This is a genomic window from Nostoc sp. CALU 546, assembly GCF_048836525.1.
In genome coordinates this window covers 38,420-56,073 of record NZ_JAWJTF010000040.1, presented here as the reverse complement: position 1 = coordinate 56,073, position 17,654 = coordinate 38,420, and the positions used below count along the sequence as shown (strand labels likewise).

General features: G+C 42.2%; 12 protein-coding genes and 2 pseudogenes. 6 read left to right on the top strand and 8 right to left on the bottom strand.

From position 1 onward, the window contains the following. Nucleotides 1–15: 15 nt before the first annotated feature. A complete protein-coding gene (gene polA, locus RRG12_RS20290; RefSeq protein ID WP_420760502.1) occupies nt 16–2,961 on the bottom strand; it encodes a DNA polymerase I in 2,946 nt (981 codons plus the stop codon). 550 nt (nt 2,962–3,511) lie between these two features. Here polA and RRG12_RS20285 point away from each other — a divergent pair. Both RRG12_RS20285 and RRG12_RS20280 read left to right on the top strand, forming a co-directional pair. Continuing rightward, nucleotides 3,512–4,219, top strand: a complete 708-nt coding sequence (locus tag RRG12_RS20285) for a choice-of-anchor E domain-containing protein (protein ID WP_069068603.1) — start codon at nt 3,512–3,514, stop codon at nt 4,217–4,219. Nucleotides 4,220–4,486: 267 nt separating this feature from the next. Next, complete coding sequence (locus RRG12_RS20280; protein WP_069068604.1) at nt 4,487–5,356, top strand: Cof-type HAD-IIB family hydrolase; 870 nt, start codon at nt 4,487–4,489, stop codon at nt 5,354–5,356. A 179-nt stretch (nt 5,357–5,535) separates the two neighbouring features. Here the strand turns inward: RRG12_RS20280 and RRG12_RS20275 are convergent, their stop codons facing one another. After that, a complete protein-coding gene (locus RRG12_RS20275) occupies nt 5,536–6,297 on the bottom strand; it encodes a DALR anticodon-binding domain-containing protein (protein ID WP_420760501.1) in 762 nt (253 codons plus the stop codon). Between the two features lie 525 nt (nt 6,298–6,822). On the opposite strand from RRG12_RS20275, the gene RRG12_RS20270 reads away from it, so the two are divergent. Continuing rightward, nucleotides 6,823–7,542 carry a Crp/Fnr family transcriptional regulator gene (locus RRG12_RS20270; protein WP_069068606.1) on the top strand — a complete coding sequence of 240 codons (720 nt, stop codon included), beginning with the start codon at nt 6,823–6,825 and terminating at the stop codon, nt 7,540–7,542. 80 nt (nt 7,543–7,622) lie between these two features. Here RRG12_RS20270 and RRG12_RS20265 read toward each other — a convergent pair whose 3' ends face one another. The 3 genes and pseudogenes from RRG12_RS20265 to RRG12_RS20255 form a co-directional block, all read right to left on the bottom strand. Next, nucleotides 7,623–8,669 (bottom strand): PstS family phosphate ABC transporter substrate-binding protein, encoded by a 1,047-nt coding sequence (locus tag RRG12_RS20265; protein WP_420760500.1) that lies wholly within the window; start codon nt 8,667–8,669, stop codon nt 7,623–7,625. A 459-nt stretch (nt 8,670–9,128) separates the two neighbouring features. Next, nucleotides 9,129–10,517 carry an ABC transporter substrate-binding protein gene (locus RRG12_RS20260; RefSeq protein WP_420760499.1) on the bottom strand — a complete coding sequence of 463 codons (1,389 nt, stop codon included), beginning with the start codon at nt 10,515–10,517 and terminating at the stop codon, nt 9,129–9,131. Nucleotides 10,518–10,582: 65 nt separating this feature from the next. Next, nucleotides 10,583–10,876: pseudogene (locus tag RRG12_RS20255) on the bottom strand (phosphate ABC transporter substrate-binding protein); the annotation flags it as partial. A 94-nt stretch (nt 10,877–10,970) separates the two neighbouring features. On the opposite strand from RRG12_RS20255, the gene RRG12_RS20250 reads away from it, so the two are divergent. Further along, nucleotides 10,971–12,182, top strand: coding sequence for an endonuclease (locus tag RRG12_RS20250; protein ID WP_420758009.1), 1,212 nt, complete (start codon nt 10,971–10,973; stop codon nt 12,180–12,182). A gap of 26 nt (nt 12,183–12,208) precedes the next feature. On the opposite strand, the pseudogene RRG12_RS20245 reads toward RRG12_RS20250, so the two are convergent. The 3 genes and pseudogenes from RRG12_RS20245 to RRG12_RS20235 form a co-directional block, all read right to left on the bottom strand. Continuing rightward, nucleotides 12,209–12,967: pseudogene (locus RRG12_RS20245) on the bottom strand (substrate-binding domain-containing protein); the annotation flags it as partial. Nucleotides 12,968–12,993: 26 nt separating this feature from the next. After that, nucleotides 12,994–14,397 carry a protein kinase domain-containing protein gene (locus tag RRG12_RS20240; RefSeq protein WP_420760498.1) on the bottom strand — a complete coding sequence of 468 codons (1,404 nt, stop codon included), beginning with the start codon at nt 14,395–14,397 and terminating at the stop codon, nt 12,994–12,996. Nucleotides 14,398–14,688: 291 nt separating this feature from the next. Continuing rightward, a complete protein-coding gene (locus RRG12_RS20235) occupies nt 14,689–15,702 on the bottom strand; it encodes a LysR family transcriptional regulator (protein WP_069068610.1) in 1,014 nt (337 codons plus the stop codon). A 212-nt stretch (nt 15,703–15,914) separates the two neighbouring features. On the opposite strand from RRG12_RS20235, the gene RRG12_RS20230 reads away from it, so the two are divergent. Both RRG12_RS20230 and RRG12_RS20225 read left to right on the top strand, forming a co-directional pair. Continuing rightward, nucleotides 15,915–16,631 carry an NnrU family protein gene (locus RRG12_RS20230; RefSeq protein ID WP_176726913.1) on the top strand — a complete coding sequence of 239 codons (717 nt, stop codon included), beginning with the start codon at nt 15,915–15,917 and terminating at the stop codon, nt 16,629–16,631. Nucleotides 16,632–17,262: 631 nt separating this feature from the next. Further along, nucleotides 17,263–17,649, top strand: a complete 387-nt coding sequence (locus tag RRG12_RS20225; RefSeq protein WP_069068611.1) for a thioredoxin family protein — start codon at nt 17,263–17,265, stop codon at nt 17,647–17,649. Nucleotides 17,650–17,654: the final 5 nt, after the last annotated feature.

The following is a 17,654-nucleotide window of genomic DNA, read 5'->3' as shown; positions in this document are numbered from 1 at the left end:
AATCCCCAGTTAAACTTACTTTGTCTCCATCCAATTGTCACCAACACGCGCCTCTACAAGCAAAGGCACACTCAACTGCGCTGCATTTTCCATCACCGATTTAATTTGTAATTGTAATTCTTCCCACTCATCAGGGGGAATTTCAAACACTAATTCATCGTGAACTTGCAACAACAAACGCGCCTGATAGTTCTTCAAAACCTCATGCAATCTCACCATTGCAATTTTGATAATATCAGCGTTAGAACCTTGAATTGGTGCATTAGCAGCAGAGCGTAGTAAACCTGCGTCATAAGCACCTAAATTCTTCAATTTACTCAGATCAATATCTTCTGGATTACTGCCTTTTAATTTACGTAAACTGTTATTAGTAAAATCAAAATAACGACGACGACCGAAAATAGTTTCTACATAACCAAGTGCGATCGCTTCTTTTTTGACTCGCTCTAAATATCCAAAAACTTTAGGATATCGTTCATTAAACCGCTTAATGAACTCGTTGGCAATGTTTTTATCTATCCCAGTTGAGCGCGAAAATCTGAGAGAACCCATTCCATAAATCACGCCAAAATTGATAGTTTTTGCCATCCCTCGTTCTTCTGAGGTGATATTTTCTTTTTCAAATACTAACCGCGCCGTCACAGTATGAACATCTTCATTTTGCTGATATGCTTGCACTAATATCGGCTCTTGACTCAAATGAGCCAAAATTCGTAATTCAATTTGTGAGTAATCAGCAGCCACCATTAACCAACCAGGTTCAGGCAAAAATGCCTTCCGAATTTGGCGACTAAAAGCTGTACGAATGGGAATATTTTGCAAATTCGGGTTAGAAGAAGATAACCTACCCGTTGATGTTGCTGCTTGATTAAAATCAGTATGCACTCGCTGGGTATCTGGACGCACCAATGCAGGTAATGCATCAACATAAGTAGACTTTAATTTGGATAAAGTGCGATACTCAATAATCGCCTCAACAAACCCAGTGTTATCATCTTCTTGAAGTCTTTCCAGTGTTGCTGCGTCTGTAGAGAAGCCCGTTTGTATTTTACGAGAATGTTTGGTGCTTAACCCCAGCTTTTCAAACAAAATTTGGCTCAATTGTTTAGGAGAACCTAAGTTAAAATTTTCCCCAGCTATTTCAGTTGCTTGCTCTTTTAACCTAGCTAACTCTGTTTCTAAATGCTGCGAAAGTTCTTGCAAATAAGCTGAATTAATCCGAACGCCTGTATATTCCATTTGGGCTAAAACCGCTTCTAATGGCTGCTCAACTTCCACTAATAGCTTAGACAAAGCTGGAAATTTATCCAGTTCCTCACGCAACTTCGGGACTAAGCCAAAGGTAGAATAAGCATCCATCCCACAGTAGTCAGCTACGGCGGGAATATCTATATCAGCGATAGTTTTGCCTTTAGGAACTAAATCTAAATAACTTTTAGCTATCAATCCCAAATATCGCTGCGACAAATCCATCAAATTATGACTTGAATCTGGATTTAGAATGTAACTTGCCAGCATGGGATCAAACACCACTCCCGCCAAGTTAATTCCTTGACACCTGAGAACTAAGCGGTCAAATTTGGCATTTTGTAAAGCTTTTGGATAATCCGCACTTTCGAGAATTGGGCGTAATACTTCTAACACCAAATCTTTATGCAAATTTTCTCCAGTTTTATGCCCCACAGGAATATAGGCCACCTCATCTGGTTCCGTTCCCCAACAGCAACCAATTCCTACTAACTCAGCATCTCTTGGTTCTAAAGCGGTAGTTTCAGTGTCCCAAGCAACGGGTGTTTCTAGATTAGTGAATTTTTGCAAAATTTTCACTAACTCAGTTAATTTAGCTTCGGTATTGATGATACGTGGTGTAATTGGAGAAGTCGATTGTTGTGGAACTGCTGCTGTATCACTAGCACTGAAAAACCACAAATCATTATCTTCATCACCACTGAATTCTGAGTTAGTAGACTTGGAATTATTTACGTCTGTTTTAGTTTCTTGCTTTTCTTCAACTTTGCCACCAAAACGCTGCTGAAGGTCGTTTATCCTGCCTAAAAAAGACTTAAATTCTAATTTTTCTAAAATTGGTGATAAGACGCTTGTATCAAACCCTTTTAATTTGCAATCTTCTAAATCAAATTCTATCGGAACATCTAAAACTATAGTTGCCAAATAGCGAGACTTCTCGGCATCTTCTTTACCTGCTGCCAGTTTTTTCTGAGTTGCACCTTTAATTTCATCTAAGGCAGCATAAACATTTTCAAGTGAACCGTATGTATTCAGCAGTTGCACTGCTGTTTTTTCCCCAATTCCCTTGACACCAGGAATATTATCTGATTTATCACCACAAAGAGCTTTGAAATCAACAATTTGTGAAGGTAAAACGCCCATTTTCTCTTTGACTTGTTCTGCTTCAAATTCTGTGATGCTATTTGTGGAGCGTTTTAGAGCATCTGGACTAAAATTCAGAACAGTAATTTCTTTGTCAGAATCGATCAATTGAAATAAATCGCGATCGCCAGTTAAAATCTTCACCCTATACCCAGCCGCAGTTACTCGCTGTGCTAAGGTTCCCAAAACATCATCAGCCTCAAAACCAGGGGCAGTGAAAAAGGGTAGATTGAAGCCATTCAGCAACTCATGCAGGTTTGCTAAGTCGGGAATGAAGTCTTCTGGCGTTTCCGGGCGATCGGCTTTATAAGTCTCGTCGGCTTCGTGGCGAAAAGTTGCCTCAGCCAAATCAAAAGCGATCGCCATTGCTTGAGGCTGTTGTGTTGCCATTACCTCCAACAGGCACTTTACAAAACCAAAACATATACTGGTAGGAATCCCCGTTTTGGTACGCAGTCCTCCATCTCGCCCTTTGGCGAAAGCAAAGTATGAACGATAAGCTAAGGAGTGTCCATCTACGAGGATGAACGTGGGGCGTGTTGCAGTTGCAGAATTGAAAGTTTCAGACATAGCCCTATTTTAGCCAGAAGCCTTGTCACATAGTTAGCAATTTCAGATGCTCGTTTAGCTTGGCTTTGGCGACAATAGCGCGATTTTTGCGTACCAATCGGTATTGATATTATTTTAGACAAAGCAATGTCTACGTATTCGCAGCTTTAGTACGGAAGCCAAGTAGAACCAACTTTTAGCAGGGATACTAGCCCAATTAAGTACGTGAGTATAAACATACTAACCAGATAGTAACCAGATCCCCAACTTATCACCAGAAGTCGGGAATCTATCTCCTGAGCATTTTATATTTAATTAGGTTGACCTAGCTTACTTTTCAGGAACCAACAAAAACTCGCTTAATCTTTCGACATAATATTACCCTATAAAAGCCTCTTTGCCTTAGCAAAACTTTATATATATCAATCAAAAAGTCTATTTCTCGAAGGAACTTAAACATAATAACTTTACATAAAGTTACGTGTATTCATCAAGACTACAAGCAGATTTTCAGAGTTAGAAATAAGTTAGTAATCCCGTAATGATTCGTTTCAGAAAAGCATCTCCGATCATGACAACAAAACTATTCAACACTCTGGCTGCTGCCACAACTTTGGCAGGAATCGTTGCGACTTCTGGAGTAGCTAATGCAGCTTCTCTCTCGTACAGTAGTTCCCTTGATTACGATTTGACGGATATCATTGAAGCATCCCTGAGCGTCCAAAAGTTTGACTCATCTTTAGGCACTCTTCAAGGTGTAACAATAGAATTTACTGGCGACATCCTTGGAAATGCAGGTTTTGAAAATAGGAGTCAAACTGCGAGCCTGGTGGCATTAAATCTCACCAGTGAATTCAGCTTACAACTAAATAATCAGTCTCTATTTGCACTCAATCCAGGATATAGTTACAGTTACCAAACTGCTAAATATGATGGTACCACTGATTATAGTGGCACCTCTGGAAAGACTGTTTCTAACTTAACTGCCACACAATCGGGTATACAGTCTTTCACTAATACGCAATTCTTGCAGTCATTCATTGGTAATGGCAACATAGACTTTTTGTTCACAGCTTTAGCTGAATCAGTAGTTGCAGGATCGGGCAACATTAGATCCTATGTTGATACTTATGCCAAATCAGGTATCAAAGTAACTTATAACTACGATGAGGCTAAATCAGTACCTGAACCCTCTGCCACACTTGGAGTTGGTTTAATTGCTGGGCTTTGTTTGTTGTCACAACGCAAAAAAAGCTGGCTCAAGATGCCTAATTCATAGATTTTTTTGAATAGGTAGGTTTTTACCATTCCATTTATCAGTCAGTCTATTTAATTTAAATGAAAATGCCCGATTTTTTCGAGAATCGGGTTTTTTATTGCGCCTATTAGCCAGAATTTTAACAATTTCATTGTGTGACTCAGCATCCTCACAGTATGAAAATTTGGTTGTTGATTTGGTTGACTAGAGAAGCCAATTTTTTCTACTATTCCCCACTGGTCGCTAGAGCCTGTTAACCTCTTACTGGAAGTTAAAATCTAGGAAATTATGCAGAAAGTATCTGCCACACATTTGGCATCTACCGATCATCAGGCTGTTGCAAAAGACATTAAACTACTAGTTTTGGATATAGATGGCACGATCGCTGGACACTCTAACACCATTAGTACAGGTGTTAAGCAAGCTATTATTGCGGCGCAAGCACGAGGAATTCAAGTGGCGATCGCTACCGGTCGAATGTATCGTTCAGCTTTGCACTTTCACCAAGACATCGGCTCTACCTTACCATTAATGGCTTATCAGGGAGCCTGGATTCAAGACCCGATCACCCAAAAAGTTCATCGCCATTGGGTTGTTTCCAGAGAAATCGCCCACCAGTTACTCGACTATTTTGAACAACCTGAGTTGCGATCGCTTCTATCTGTCCACTTTTACATCAATGATCAGCTATACGTCCGTGAGTTAACCAGAGAAACCCAAATGTATGCAGAACGTTCTGGTATTACGCCGATTCCTGTGGGTGATTTGCGTCAAGCCTTAACGAATGAACCGACCAAAATTCTTGCTTTGTGTGATGACACTGATGTGATCGACAAGCTATTAGGAAATTTGCGCCGCCAATACACACCCGCTGAACTTTATCTGACAACATCTGTTGCTACCTTTTTTGAAGCAACGAACGCCTCTGTAAATAAGGGGACAGCTGTACGTTACCTAGCCGAAGAATTATTAGGATTACAGTTAGCCAATGTTATGGCGATTGGTGATAACTTCAATGATGTGGAAATGCTGGAGTACGTTGGACTTGGTGTAGCTATGGGCAACGCACCAGCAGCAGTACAAGCGATCGCTAAGTGGGTAGCTCCTAGCGTAGAAGAAGATGGGGCAGCAGTAGCAATTGAAAAGTTTTTACTGTAGTGAGGGAACTTTTTTAAACCTAACCCATATAAATCAGAAAGGACACCGACGACTGGCCGTGTTTCGTCTCGGTGCCCTAGCTGGTTCGCTCCTCACACACCTGCTAATGTAGCCGAGGTAGTGCATTGAGTCAATAGCTATATTAAAGTTTTTATTTTTACCTAAGCGACATTACTGATTTATAACTCCAAAGGCGCAAAAACACCCAGGTTTTCCTCTAGGACAAATCTTAATACTGACTGAGTAGCCATGAGCAATCCGAGTCTGGCTTGGGCTAGCTCTGGTGATTTAATTTTTACCTCACCCCAAATCCGGCAATTAGACCAGAACTTTTCAAAAGCTTGGCTCAAATTCAGCGCCACTTTTTCCCATTTCACAGAACCGTTAACATCAGGGCACTCCATATCGTCTATCACTTGTATTAACTCGCCAATTAGCCGCCGTTCATCTGGGTGATTTAGCCGCAGTACTCCGTCACAATTAAGCCAAGGTAGAGGGTTAGGAGAGATAAGATCCCAAAAAGCTGGACTAGTATTTGGAACTGGTTCTCTAAGTTTAATCAACCCCTCTCGATGAGCTAAAAGCACTAGGGAACAGCAGCGTGCGTGAGCATATTGAACAGCAAATTGGGGATTGGGGATTAGAGATTGGGGAACTCGGGGCCCCCTCTGGGGATAAGGGGTAATGGGGATTGGCTTTAGTAGTCCCCCTTGTCCCCTTGTCCTCTCATCACCCTCATCACCCCCATCACCCCCAGTCCCCAGTCCCCAGTCCCCAATCCCCAATCCCCCCAAACTCCCGGCTACGAGACTTTGTAACCAAGTCGCTAATGTTGAGTGAGTTAATTCAAAATGTATCAAACCAGGGGGAACTATTTGGACACTAAAAACGTCGCCACAGATTCCTGATATATCTGAAGCGATCGCACTGGCAAGCTCCATCGCTTTTCGATTCTGAGATTTTGATAGTCGTAGGGACACACTTGAGGTGTATAAAACTCTATTATCATCTCTACCTTTATGTAGAGGAATTTTCTCATCTTTTATGCATTGATTTTCTGCTTTATAAGTATCAATGCTTAGTGAATTTATTAAATAACTGTAAATTAGCTGCTTGATTGACGTATATCTGCTAATTGGTAATTTATAATGCACGTAATATTTCTTAAGTCATCATGTAAGATATATTTGTTACATTTCTGTCATCTGTCTTGCGGTATAAATTTAATTTAGATGAAGAAAAATGAGAAGAGGATAAAATTTGATGAATAATCGATAAATAGTAAGTAAACTTTACTACCATCATTGTACAGTAGGAAGTATAACAAAAGAGTAGAGAGTAATTTGCTTTCTATTCTTTGGATTGGCTGGCGCTGTTAGGCGTTAAGCCTGCCTCGCCAACACAAAGACACTCCTTGCACCCTTTTATTTACGTCTTTGTCTTCAGCCGAACGCTCTTTGTTACCTATGCAATCTCCATCCTCCTTTTCTGAGGCATCACGGCCTTTTTTGACTTGGCAACGCATTCTTGACTGGGCTCAAGAACACTACCGCTGCCGCACCTTTAGCAAAGATGAGCGCATTCCAGCCCGGCCTGGATTGCTGTATTTGGTGCAAAGGGGTGCGATCCGCATGGTAGGAACCGCACAAGTTAGTGCGACTGCTAGTCAGCTAACGTCTCGACGAATTAACAGAACTCCAGAAGAAGCGTTCTTGGGTTTTGTGGGAGCGGGACAGCCATTTGAAATTGTTGCTCAATCACCATTCACACTCCAGGCTTACGCCCATGTTGATCAAACTGCGGTGCTGTGGATGTACTGGCACGATTTAGACAATTGGCCTCACTTCCGTCGCGAAGTTATGGATGCCTTTAGGTATCAGCACCAGCGTAAGCTGCTGTGGCTGAGTGCCTTGGGACAACGCCGCACAATTGACCGACTCTTAGGATTTCTCACATTGTTAATTGAGGAATATGGAGAGCCAGCTATGAGCGACACTGATCCTGATGTGATTCGCGGCTATGCTCTGCCCTTCCCCCTCACCCATGCCCAAATTGGTAGCGCGATTGGTTCTACTCGTGTCACCGTCACCCGCTTGATGGGTAAGCTGCGTCAACGTGGCTTAATCCTGACTCAAGGGGATAATCTAATCTGCTTGCCAGCGGAATCGATTAATAGAGCTGGTTAAGGTAGAGTTCAGAGCGGCGATTTCCGCCACTCTGTCTTGAGTGCGATGGGGCTACGCCCTATTGGAAGCGATCGCAGGAGTCAGCGAATTTTGACAAACCCTGCTTGGGTAATCATTTCCTGTCCCTGCTCAGTCAGCAGTAAGTTGGCATAAGCCACACCTGCTTGCTGCTCAGTCTGACCATTCTGTTTGACCACCACAAACAGATTGCGGGTAATCGGGTATTTTCCTGATTGGAAAGCTTCAATGTTCAACTTGTTCCGTTTACCAGGACATTCAGACGGGAGGACAGAAGGTTCTTGGTATGGAGCAATGTATTGCCCTTGCGTCCGCCCCAACGGCAAGGCTTTGATTGAGCATTGAGGAATCACCTCTGGGGCAGAAGCGTAGTAGATGCTACCAGGACTACCAGCTAATTTTTGCAAGGCTTGGGTGGTTGTGGAGATAAATTCCACATTGGAGCTGAAAGCTTGACCACCCAAGATGTCTTGGACAAAAAGTTCCACTGTACCGCCATCAGCAATGCGGCGAGAATAGGGCTTAATCGGGATATTGGGGCCGCCCACCTGGCTCCAATTATTGATTTTGCCTGTGTAAATTGACTTTAACTGTTCTATCGTTAGTCCTGGGATATTCAGGTTGGGATTAACTGCAACTGCTAAACCATCAATTGCCACAGGAATTTGTTTTAAACTGAACCCACGCTGCTGGGCACGACTTAATTCCTGATCTAAAACTGGTCGGGAGGAGTGGGCAAAGGCTAGTTGACCATCTATTAACGACTGGATGCCAGTACCAGAACCAGGAGATGCAGTGCTGGGTTCTACATAGCGCAGCCGTAACTCTGGCCGCGCGGCTTGAATTGCTGAATCAACTACCAATCGAATCGGTGCCCAAGATGTACTGCCACCGTAATTGAATAATCCTGTAGGAACATCCTTTACTGAAGTGAAAGTATTGCCACTAGGTTGTTCCGATCCGGTTTGGGGCGTTTTGGTGTTACCAGAATTAATTGTATTTAGCTCGACACCAGATTTTCTAGTAAACCACCAAAAACCGCCAGCTATTAGCCCGACGGTGATTAGGATGGATAATACAAGAATAGTTGTTTCATTTTTTTGGGACATAGTATGATTACCCGCGTGTCCATTCAATATAAGTGCTTGACTTGATAAGTGCTTGCTACTTGAGATTGTATTTTGGAAGACGGGTGTTTTATTAAAAATGCTGACAAATCCTCACTTCTTACTACAATAGATGCCAAGGTATAATAAATTTTCTCTGGATTAATCGTCTCTTTTCTCAAGGCTTGAATGTTGTTGACATCCTCACCGACCTAAAGGCGCTCTTAAGAAGGAGTAATAAGTAATAAGTAATAAGTAATAAGTAAATACTCATTACTCATTACTCATTACTCCTTACTCATTACTTTAAAGCCGTTCTAGAAGCACGAAGCTTCAGACCCAAATATGTGGTGAGGATAAGTTGTTAGTTGATACTAAGAATTTTCCCCATAAAGCTCAATTTCTCATCTTGAGGGTTTTTCCAGGTTAACGATTGGTTAATTTTTAATTTTTTATTGCTGATTAACGCACTGGTTCAAAGTCATAGCCAGTGCGGGAGCGAGAACCAGGAACAATTTTTACAAGTTGGACTGGCGCATTGCGATCGCCTGATGCTAAAAATCGAATTGTGCCAGAAGCGCCGCTGGTAGAAAATTCAGATGACAAGAGTGCTTGTTGGACTCCCGATCGCGTGGGATTACTTTCTAATGCCGCAATTAGAGCCACAGTGGCATCATAACTGAGGGCGCTTCGCCAACTCACATCACCACCCCATAACTGCCGCGATTTCTGAGGAAAATCTGATTTGCGATCGCCCTCAATATGCCAGGGAACTGCCACTATCATTCCCGCAGCTTGCTCTCTGCCAATTTCTAAAGTTTTAACGGTGTAAACATCATCTCCTCCTAACAGAGTTAACCGTTTCTGGTTAATCTGAACTACTTGCAGGGCTTTATCGAGAGTTTCAGCGTTAGCAGCTAGCATCATTACTTCTGCGCCTTGCTTAGTTGCTTGTTCTACACTTTTAGCCGCACTAAAATCCGCTTTGGATAAGTCAAATTCGCTAGATACCTGTCCACCCTCTAGGGAAACAGATGAAACAAACTCCGACTTTAAAGACTGGCTATAGTTACTCTGAGAATTAAAGAAAACCACTGCATTTTTTTTCTGCAAGGTTCTCACCATGTAGTTGGCTAAACTTCTCGCAGCCATAAAATCACTGGGAACCGTGCGAAAAACGTAGCGGCTAAAGTTAGAAATTTTGACAGATGTGCTGGTAGGAGAAATTGCTACAAGTTTTCCAGAGGTATAAATAGTACCTGCGGCTAAGGTGGAATCGCTAGTATTGGGCCCAACTACACCTAAGACTTCAGAATTGCTAACTAGGCTAGAAGCAATTTGTTTGGCTATTTCTGGATTGTCGTCGTCATTAGCTATCCCTACCCTCAACGGCACTCCCTTGACTCCACCAGATGTATTAATTTCATTTTGGGCTTGAGCAACACCACGTAAAATTTCTAAAGAAACATTGGGGTCAGTGCCGAATGGTACAGAAGCCGCAATAGTGTAACTCTTGGAAGAACCGATCCGGGCATTGTTAAGAAAGATCAGTGCTTCTGGATCGTTACGGTTGAGTTTTAGGGCGGCTGTGAAATTGGCGATCGCTTTGTCATAACTTTTATTAGCGATCGCCTGTACTCCTTCTTTTTTAACTGGAGAAATGTCACCCTGAGTAAAGGATTGTTCCCCAAAACTAATGCGGTCTTTGCTTTCTGGTTCTGGGTTTTGAGTGATGGTATTACCAATTTTGACCCCAGAGTTGTTAGTAAACCACCAAAAACCACTGCCAACTATTCCAACTGTCAGCAGCAGAGCCAAAGCTAAAATTGTGGTTTCATTCTTTTGTGACATGAACAAATTTGAATAAAGTAAATATGTTTATTATTTGATTATTTAGCTAAATCTAAACATTCTGATCATTTAATTCTGACAAATCCAGCTTTTTCGATTAGTTCTTGACCTTGAGATGTCAGCAGCCAATTTGCATAAGCTTCGCCAGCTTGCTGATCTGTTTGACCATTCTGTTTAACGATTACAAATAAATTGCGGGTAATTGCATAATCTCCACTACGAAATACCTGAGTATTCAACTGATTACGCCTACTAGGACATTCAGATTGAGGTACAAAGGGTTCTTGGTAGGGAGGCACAAATTGACCACTTGTCCGCCCTAGTGGTAGGGATTTAATCGTACACTGGGGTACAACCTCCTTTCAAGGGTAGGTATTTAATAAAGGCGTATTTTTGCAGGTAAAATACTATCTAGCTTTTATCAGCAGAATTACTACGGGTGCAGGAGGGTGAATGCAAGTAGGAAAAAGCGAGGAATTAAGAGAATGGACTAGAAAAGTAATTGAAAAAATGCCAAATCTCACAAAACCTCAAGCTGTTGTACTGGCAATGTGGACTTTTGGGATAGTAATGACCCAATCAAGTGGACTGACAACGGTTTCAGTATTTTTAGCAGAACTACTGGGTAAAAAGGAGAATACTATACGTCAGCAACTGCGGGAATGGTATCGAGACGCAGAAGATAAAACAAAAACTGGTCGAACTTCATTGGATGTGACATCTTGTTTTAGTCCACTACTATCTTGGATTCTAAGTCTTTGGCCTAAAGGTGAAAAACGTCTAGCATTGGCAGCAGATGCTTCAACTTTAAGCGATCGCTTTACTGTATTAGCAATTAGCATTGTTTACCGTGGCTGTGGAATTCCAATTGCCTGGAAAATAGTTGAAGCTACCATTCCTGGAAGTTGGAAACCTCACTGGGAAGAATTATTTCGCCATATAGACAAAACTGTACCACCAGATTGGTTTGTAATTGTCACCACAGATAGAGGGCTTTATGCTGAGTGGTTGTATCAACAAATCTTGAACTGTGGTTGGCATCCTTTTATGCGGATTAACCTTCAGGGGCAGTTTCAAATTAAAGGTACTGTTTCTTGGCTACCTCTAAATACTCTTGTTCGAGAAGTTGGTCAGTCATTTGAGTCATTGGTAACTTGTTTCAAAAGTAACCCGATTGAATGTACATTGTTAGCCCGTCATGACGAGGGCTATGCCGAACCTTGGTTAATTCTCACCGATTTACAACCCGAAGTTGCGGATGCTTGTTGGTATTCGATGCGCTCTTGGATTGAATGTCTATTTAAAGACGGTAAAAGAGGTGGTTTTGCTTGGCATCAAACTAAAATGACAGATACCAAACGAGCCGAGAGACATTGGTTAGCGATCGCAATCGCTACTTTATGGCAGGTTAGTGTTGGAGGTGCTATTGATGCCAATTTGCCTATTAGTAGTTTAGACGAATTACCACAAACCCACGTTGCACGACGCAATTTGAAAAATAGTGTCTTCCATCGTTGTCTCTCATGTTTCCGTCGTGGATTTTTAGTGATTAAGGCTGCCGTTCTTAATCGTCTTCCCCTACCTCAAGGTAGCTTTTTCCCTGAACCTTGGCCTTCCTTGACTCCACAACTCCATGTCTCTCAAATCACCCTCTCTACTGCCTGATTTTTAAATACCTACCCTTGAAAGGGTACAACCTCTGGGGCCGAAGCATAGTAAATTGCGCCAGTATTCACTGCTACTTTTCGTACTGCTTCTGTAGTCGTGCCAATGTAACTAACGTTGATACCAAAATTCCCTTTATTTAAAACATTTTCGACAAAAAATTCTACTGTTCCCCCAGCTTCTTTGCTGCGAGAGTAGACTGTAATTGGTAAATTTGGCCCACCTACCTGTTGCCAATTAGTAATCTTGCCTGTGTAGATGTCTTTGAGTTGGGCGACAGTTAAACCAGGGATATTGAGATTGTGGTTAACTGCGATCGCAATGCCATCAATCGCCACTGGTATTTCTTTCAAACTAAATTCTTTTTGTTTAGCTTCTGTATTTTCTTCAGCTTTCACTGAGCGAGAAGATTGAGAAAAAGCCAGTTGATTATCTATCAACATCCGAATGCCTGTTCCCGATCCTGCTTGACCTGAAGGAGGTTGAGTGTAGCGTAAAATAAACCGAGGGCATTGAGTTTGTAGTACGAAGTCTACGTCTTTACGGATGGGTGCCCAGGTTGTGCTACCACCATAGTTAAATGTCCCCTCTGGAAGATTTGCCACGTTACATCTGTTGACAAACTGGTTTATGGGATTACTTGTATTACCAGTCTCCGAAGGTTTAGAAACAGTTCCACTCAATTGCGCCCACCGTTCCATAAGAAACCATAGACCACCAAATATTAAACCAATAGTGATGATAACGGCTAAAAAAAGACTAAGTGTTTCGTTTTTCTGAGACATTATGTGGCTGTTAGCACCAGGAGTTTTTAAAGTAAGAGAGATAATAATTTATAAATAAGTCGAAATACGGCTGTCAGTGAAATGGCTACTAAGCCTGCGGCAACTGCTAAAAAAACTACCTCCTGAATCCCAAGAACCCCTCGTAAAAAGGGGAGAAAAAAAATAATCGCAAAAGTAATTGCCGGAATAATTAATAAATCGAACTTCTCAATCCACCGTCTGGTTTGAGCAAATGTCAGTATCCCTAAAATTACACACGCAACACTTAAAGTAATTATTAGGTCTTTTACGAGACTGAAGAGAGCGATCGCGATCAATGCACCCTCAAATCCACTAAACGCCGCCCCACCCAATAATTCCAGTGTAGAAAAGGCTGGTTGACTTGGTGGACGACGGGGGACGACAGGACTGGAACTTTTGGGTGGTTGTGGCGGGAGGGTTACAGAGGGTGAGTTAAGTTGTGTAGAGGCTTGAGCCGCCTGTGAGTTAAGTGCAACTAGAACCTCCTGGGCTGACTGGAAGCGCTGATTAGCGGCAGGTAGGAGCATCTTGTCTAAAATGTCAGCAAGGCGAGGATTGACACTAACTTGTGTTCGCCATTTCCACTGGTTGCTATAGGCATCAAATAGTTGAATTGCTTCCTGATTTGTTAACAAGGTAATCAGAGTTACAGCTAAAGCGTATAAATCTGTAGATGGGAATACTTGACCCCCAGCCATCTGCTCAGGTGGTGCAAATCCCATAGAATAAATTCCTGTGGAAGAAGCCGCAGAACCAGATGCAGCATTTGTGACTTGTTTAACTGCGCCAAAATCTAGTAAAAAAAGTTTACCATCACGACGACGCATGATGTTAGAAGGTTTAATGTCTCTGTGGATAATGCCTCTGTCATGGACAAACTCTAATACCTTCAGGATTTCTTGCAATACCTCTAACACCTGCTTCTCAGAAAATTTGCCCTGTTGAACTAATTCTTCCTCTAGGTTTTGCCCATTAATGTATTCTTGCACCAAGTAAAAAAATTGGTCTTGCTCTCCTGCTTGCAAGCTATTAACTATCACTGGAAAGAAGGCAAATAAGTCAGGAATTTGATCGTGATCGTTACCAAGTTGTGCTAAAACTTCTGCTTCTCTCTCAAACATCAACTGTGCTTGTTGCAGTTGAGTTAAGGTTAAATTTCCCGCTGGTTGGAACTGCTTAACTACGCATTGACGCATTCCCGGTATTCGGCGATCGCGTGCCAAAAAGGCCGCTCCAAACCCGCCCCTTCCCAGCAGCTTCGTTGGCACGTATCGACCATCTAGCATCAGTGGCATTCCACAGGTAGTGCAATACTTTTGCTGGGTTGTTTTCAGTGTCGTAACATCATCTAAATCAGAAAAATAGTTTTGCGGTCGTGGACAACGTGGACGAGTGCAGTAAACTTCCATTTTCGTGATTAGTCAAAATAATTCGTAATTTATAATACTCGCCATTCGCGTAGCGTCTCGTAGAGAAAGCGAGAAGCAAGCAACGTAATTCGTAATTAGTTCAGCTTACAGAGAAACTAAATTTCTTAATGAGGAACAGGAACTTTTTTTTCTGATGTTAAACCCTTGGCTTGCCTACAGCACCCTGCACGAACAGCGATAGGTTAATAATTACGAATTACGAATTACGTTAGCGCAGCGGTAGCGAGTCCGCGAGCGTCATTACGAATTATTTGGTCAAATGACCTAATTTTATTCTTCGCTGGAGGAGATGGGTGTTGCTATCTCTAATGTAGTTAACACTATGTTTTTTTGTGCTAATTTTAACACATCTTGATTCCATCCTGGGTTAGCAAATTGGGGCAAAATTTCTTGACTAAAGGCTTCTGCGGCCTTGGATCTATAGCGATTGGGATTAAAAATCAGCCACAGTGTCCGTTTGACAACGACGCCTTCAATGTTGGCAAAGTGGAGAACGCCCATTTGTAACTCTTTAGCGATCGCACTTGTTGAGACAAAGGCAGCCCCCAAACCAGATTGGACAGCATTTTTAATGGCTTCAATGGAATTCAATTCCATTTCCACCTTCAAACGTCTGGTATCAATTTCACAGCGTGCTAGCACTTGGTCAATTACTTTGCGGATAGTCGATTGGGAATCTAGGGCAATGAATTGTAATTTATATAGGTCTTCTTTTTGGATTTTTTCAAGTTTGGCAAAGGGATGAAAGACAGGTAAAATCAGCGCTAGTTCGTCTTCAGCGTAAGGAATAACTTCTAAAGATTCCGACAGTTCCCCAGGAATTTCACCGCCGATAATCGCTAGATCAACTTGTCCGTTAGCGACACTCCAAGCAGTCCGTCGGGTGGAGTGGACGTGTAATTGCACCGCCACATCGGGATATTTTTGTCGAAACATCCCGATCATTCTGGGTAAAAGATAAGTGCCGGTGGTTTGAGAAGCACCGACAATTAAAGTACCGCCTTGGAGATTTTGTAAATCCTCGATCGCACGGCAAGTTTCCTGACACAGGCTGAGGATTTTTTCACCGTAGCTTAAGAGTAGATGCCCGGCTTCGGTTAATTGGGCGCGTCGTCCTCCACGGTCGAATAAGGGGACATCGAGTTGCCGTTCGAGATTTTGCACTTGCAAACTCACGGCGGGCTGTGAGACATAAAGACTATCAGCGGCACGCTTGAAGCTTCCTTCAACAGCGATCGCTTTCAGGATACGTAACTGATCTAAAGTGAAAGGAAGGTCAGACATAAGGCTCAACCCACAAACTTTTAAAGGAGCAGATGCACGCAATGAATCCGGTTTGGCAGCAATCAGCCGGACATGATTTGTTGCATATTGAACTTGAAGGCTTGACTCGAAAAAGACAGTAGCACAACATCTTGACTAAAGTCCCCTTTTGAATACTTTGTGGTATTGGTTGTACTGAATTCAATTTTCTTTAAATTACTTCACCGGTGTATATGCTGCTGATTTCTTGGTTGACACCCAGTCATTTTGTCATACTGGGGTTACAAATAGTTTTTGCGATCGCTCACAGTGGAGGCGCTGCTTTGCGTCCTTGGGCAGAAAAGTATATTGGCCCAAGGCTTTATCGCATTCTCTTTGCATTAGTCAGCCTACCGTTGGCTGTGATATTAATTATTTACTTTTTTGGGCACCGCTATGATGGTTTGCAACTTTGGCAGGTACAAGGAGTGCCTGGAGTACGAGAATTTGTTTGGCTGCTGTCAGCAATCTCGTTTTTGTTTTTATATCCTGCTACCTTCAATCTACTAGAAATTGCTGCCATTCAAAAGCCCCAAGTTCATCTCTACGAAACAGGAATTATTCGGATTACCCGTCATCCCCAGATGGTAGGACAAATAATTTGGTGTGTTGCCCATACTCTATGGTTGGGTACTACCTTTACTCTTGTGACTTCCATTGGATTGGTGTTACATCACTTGTTTGGGGTTTGGCACGGGGATCGCCGTTTGAGCGATCGCTATGGGGAAACTTTTGAACTTGCCAAACAGCGGACTTCAATTATTCCCTTTAAAGCAATTATTGACGGGCGTCAATCTCTCAAATGGCAGGAATTTCTACGTCCTGCCTATTTGGGAGTTGCCATTTTTATAGCTTTGCTTTGGTGGTCGCACCCTCTGTTACTGGAAGCAACCAGTAGGATAGCATGGTAAATTCAGGTGATCCCCAGTGTCAGCAGAAAATCCGAAATAGATAGAAATTTAAGCTTATCAATTACCCCAAATCAATGTAGGATAAATTCAAATATCTATCAGTGGGGGTGCATTCAGTCAGCTTAAGATTCTATGTCGGTAGTCATTAGTCAATTGCCTTTCCTTGGGAGTTAATGGCAGATTCAGTCAATCCCCAGGCAGCCACGGTAGTCAGGAATTTAACATCAAAAAAAGCCAACGCTATTTCTACGTTAGCTTTTTTGTCAGAGACACATTATGCTCAATTTTTATCTAATTATTCTGTGTCCTGAAAGTTGGTGTCCTAAAAGCATCTATCGGCAGTTAGTGATTTGCCAATCCTTCACCGAAGTTAGTGCTGAGTGCTGAGTCCTGAGTCCTGAGTAAAATCAAGCAATTTAGTATTCATTGCTTGGTAATTAGTCCCAAGCCCCCTTGTACTCTAGAAGAAAAAGAAACGAGTTCCTCATTCAATCCCCTAACTTTAGTTATGGACTTATACTCAGCACGGGTTAAATGCCCCCTACTGCGAACAGGACTCGGAACTCAGCACCACTGAATTCAGTGGTGATAGCTAGTTTGATATAAAAACCTTAATAATCCAAGAGGCGTCATGGTGTTGTCGGTTAGTGAGCGGACATTTACTCAAGAAGTTTTAGAATCTCCTATTCCTGTTTTAGTTAATTTTGAAGCACCCTGGTGTGGCTTGTGTCGGATTATCCACCCACTGTTGTTGCAATTTCAAGCCCAATGCGGGGAAGAAATTAAATTAGTTAGCGTTAACGCCGATCAAAATTTTAAATTGTCTACTACTTATAGGCTAAAATCACTACCCACTTTACTATTGATTGAAAATGGTACCATTCGCCATCGCTTGGAATGCTTTCGCGGCAGAGAAGATTTACGTCTAGCTTTAGAAGAGATTAAAGCCAGCTACAGCAATTACCCCAAAATGTACAAAAGTTCCAAAACAGTGGACTTAGAGTGTCGTTCAGCTTGATGGAT

Coding starts and splice junctions, on each gene's coding strand:
- RRG12_RS20240 (WP_420760498.1), bottom strand. CDS start 14,397: ATGGAAGTTTACTGCACTCGTCCACGTTGTCCACGACCGCAAAACTAT.
- RRG12_RS20225 (WP_069068611.1), top strand. CDS start 17,263: ATGGTGTTGTCGGTTAGTGAGCGGACATTTACTCAAGAAGTTTTAGAA.
- RRG12_RS20270 (WP_069068606.1), top strand. CDS start 6,823: ATGCAATCTCCATCCTCCTTTTCTGAGGCATCACGGCCTTTTTTGACT.
- RRG12_RS20250 (WP_420758009.1), top strand. CDS start 10,971: ATGCAAGTAGGAAAAAGCGAGGAATTAAGAGAATGGACTAGAAAAGTA.
- RRG12_RS20285 (WP_069068603.1), top strand. CDS start 3,512: ATGACAACAAAACTATTCAACACTCTGGCTGCTGCCACAACTTTGGCA.
- RRG12_RS20260 (WP_420760499.1), bottom strand. CDS start 10,517: ATGTCACAAAAGAATGAAACCACAATTTTAGCTTTGGCTCTGCTGCTG.
- polA (WP_420760502.1), bottom strand. CDS start 2,961: ATGTCTGAAACTTTCAATTCTGCAACTGCAACACGCCCCACGTTCATC.
- RRG12_RS20280 (WP_069068604.1), top strand. CDS start 4,487: ATGCAGAAAGTATCTGCCACACATTTGGCATCTACCGATCATCAGGCT.
- RRG12_RS20265 (WP_420760500.1), bottom strand. CDS start 8,669: ATGTCCCAAAAAAATGAAACAACTATTCTTGTATTATCCATCCTAATC.
- RRG12_RS20230 (WP_176726913.1), top strand. CDS start 15,915: ATGCTGCTGATTTCTTGGTTGACACCCAGTCATTTTGTCATACTGGGG.
- RRG12_RS20275 (WP_420760501.1), bottom strand. CDS start 6,297: ATGGAGCTTGCCAGTGCGATCGCTTCAGATATATCAGGAATCTGTGGC.
- RRG12_RS20235 (WP_069068610.1), bottom strand. CDS start 15,702: ATGTCTGACCTTCCTTTCACTTTAGATCAGTTACGTATCCTGAAAGCG.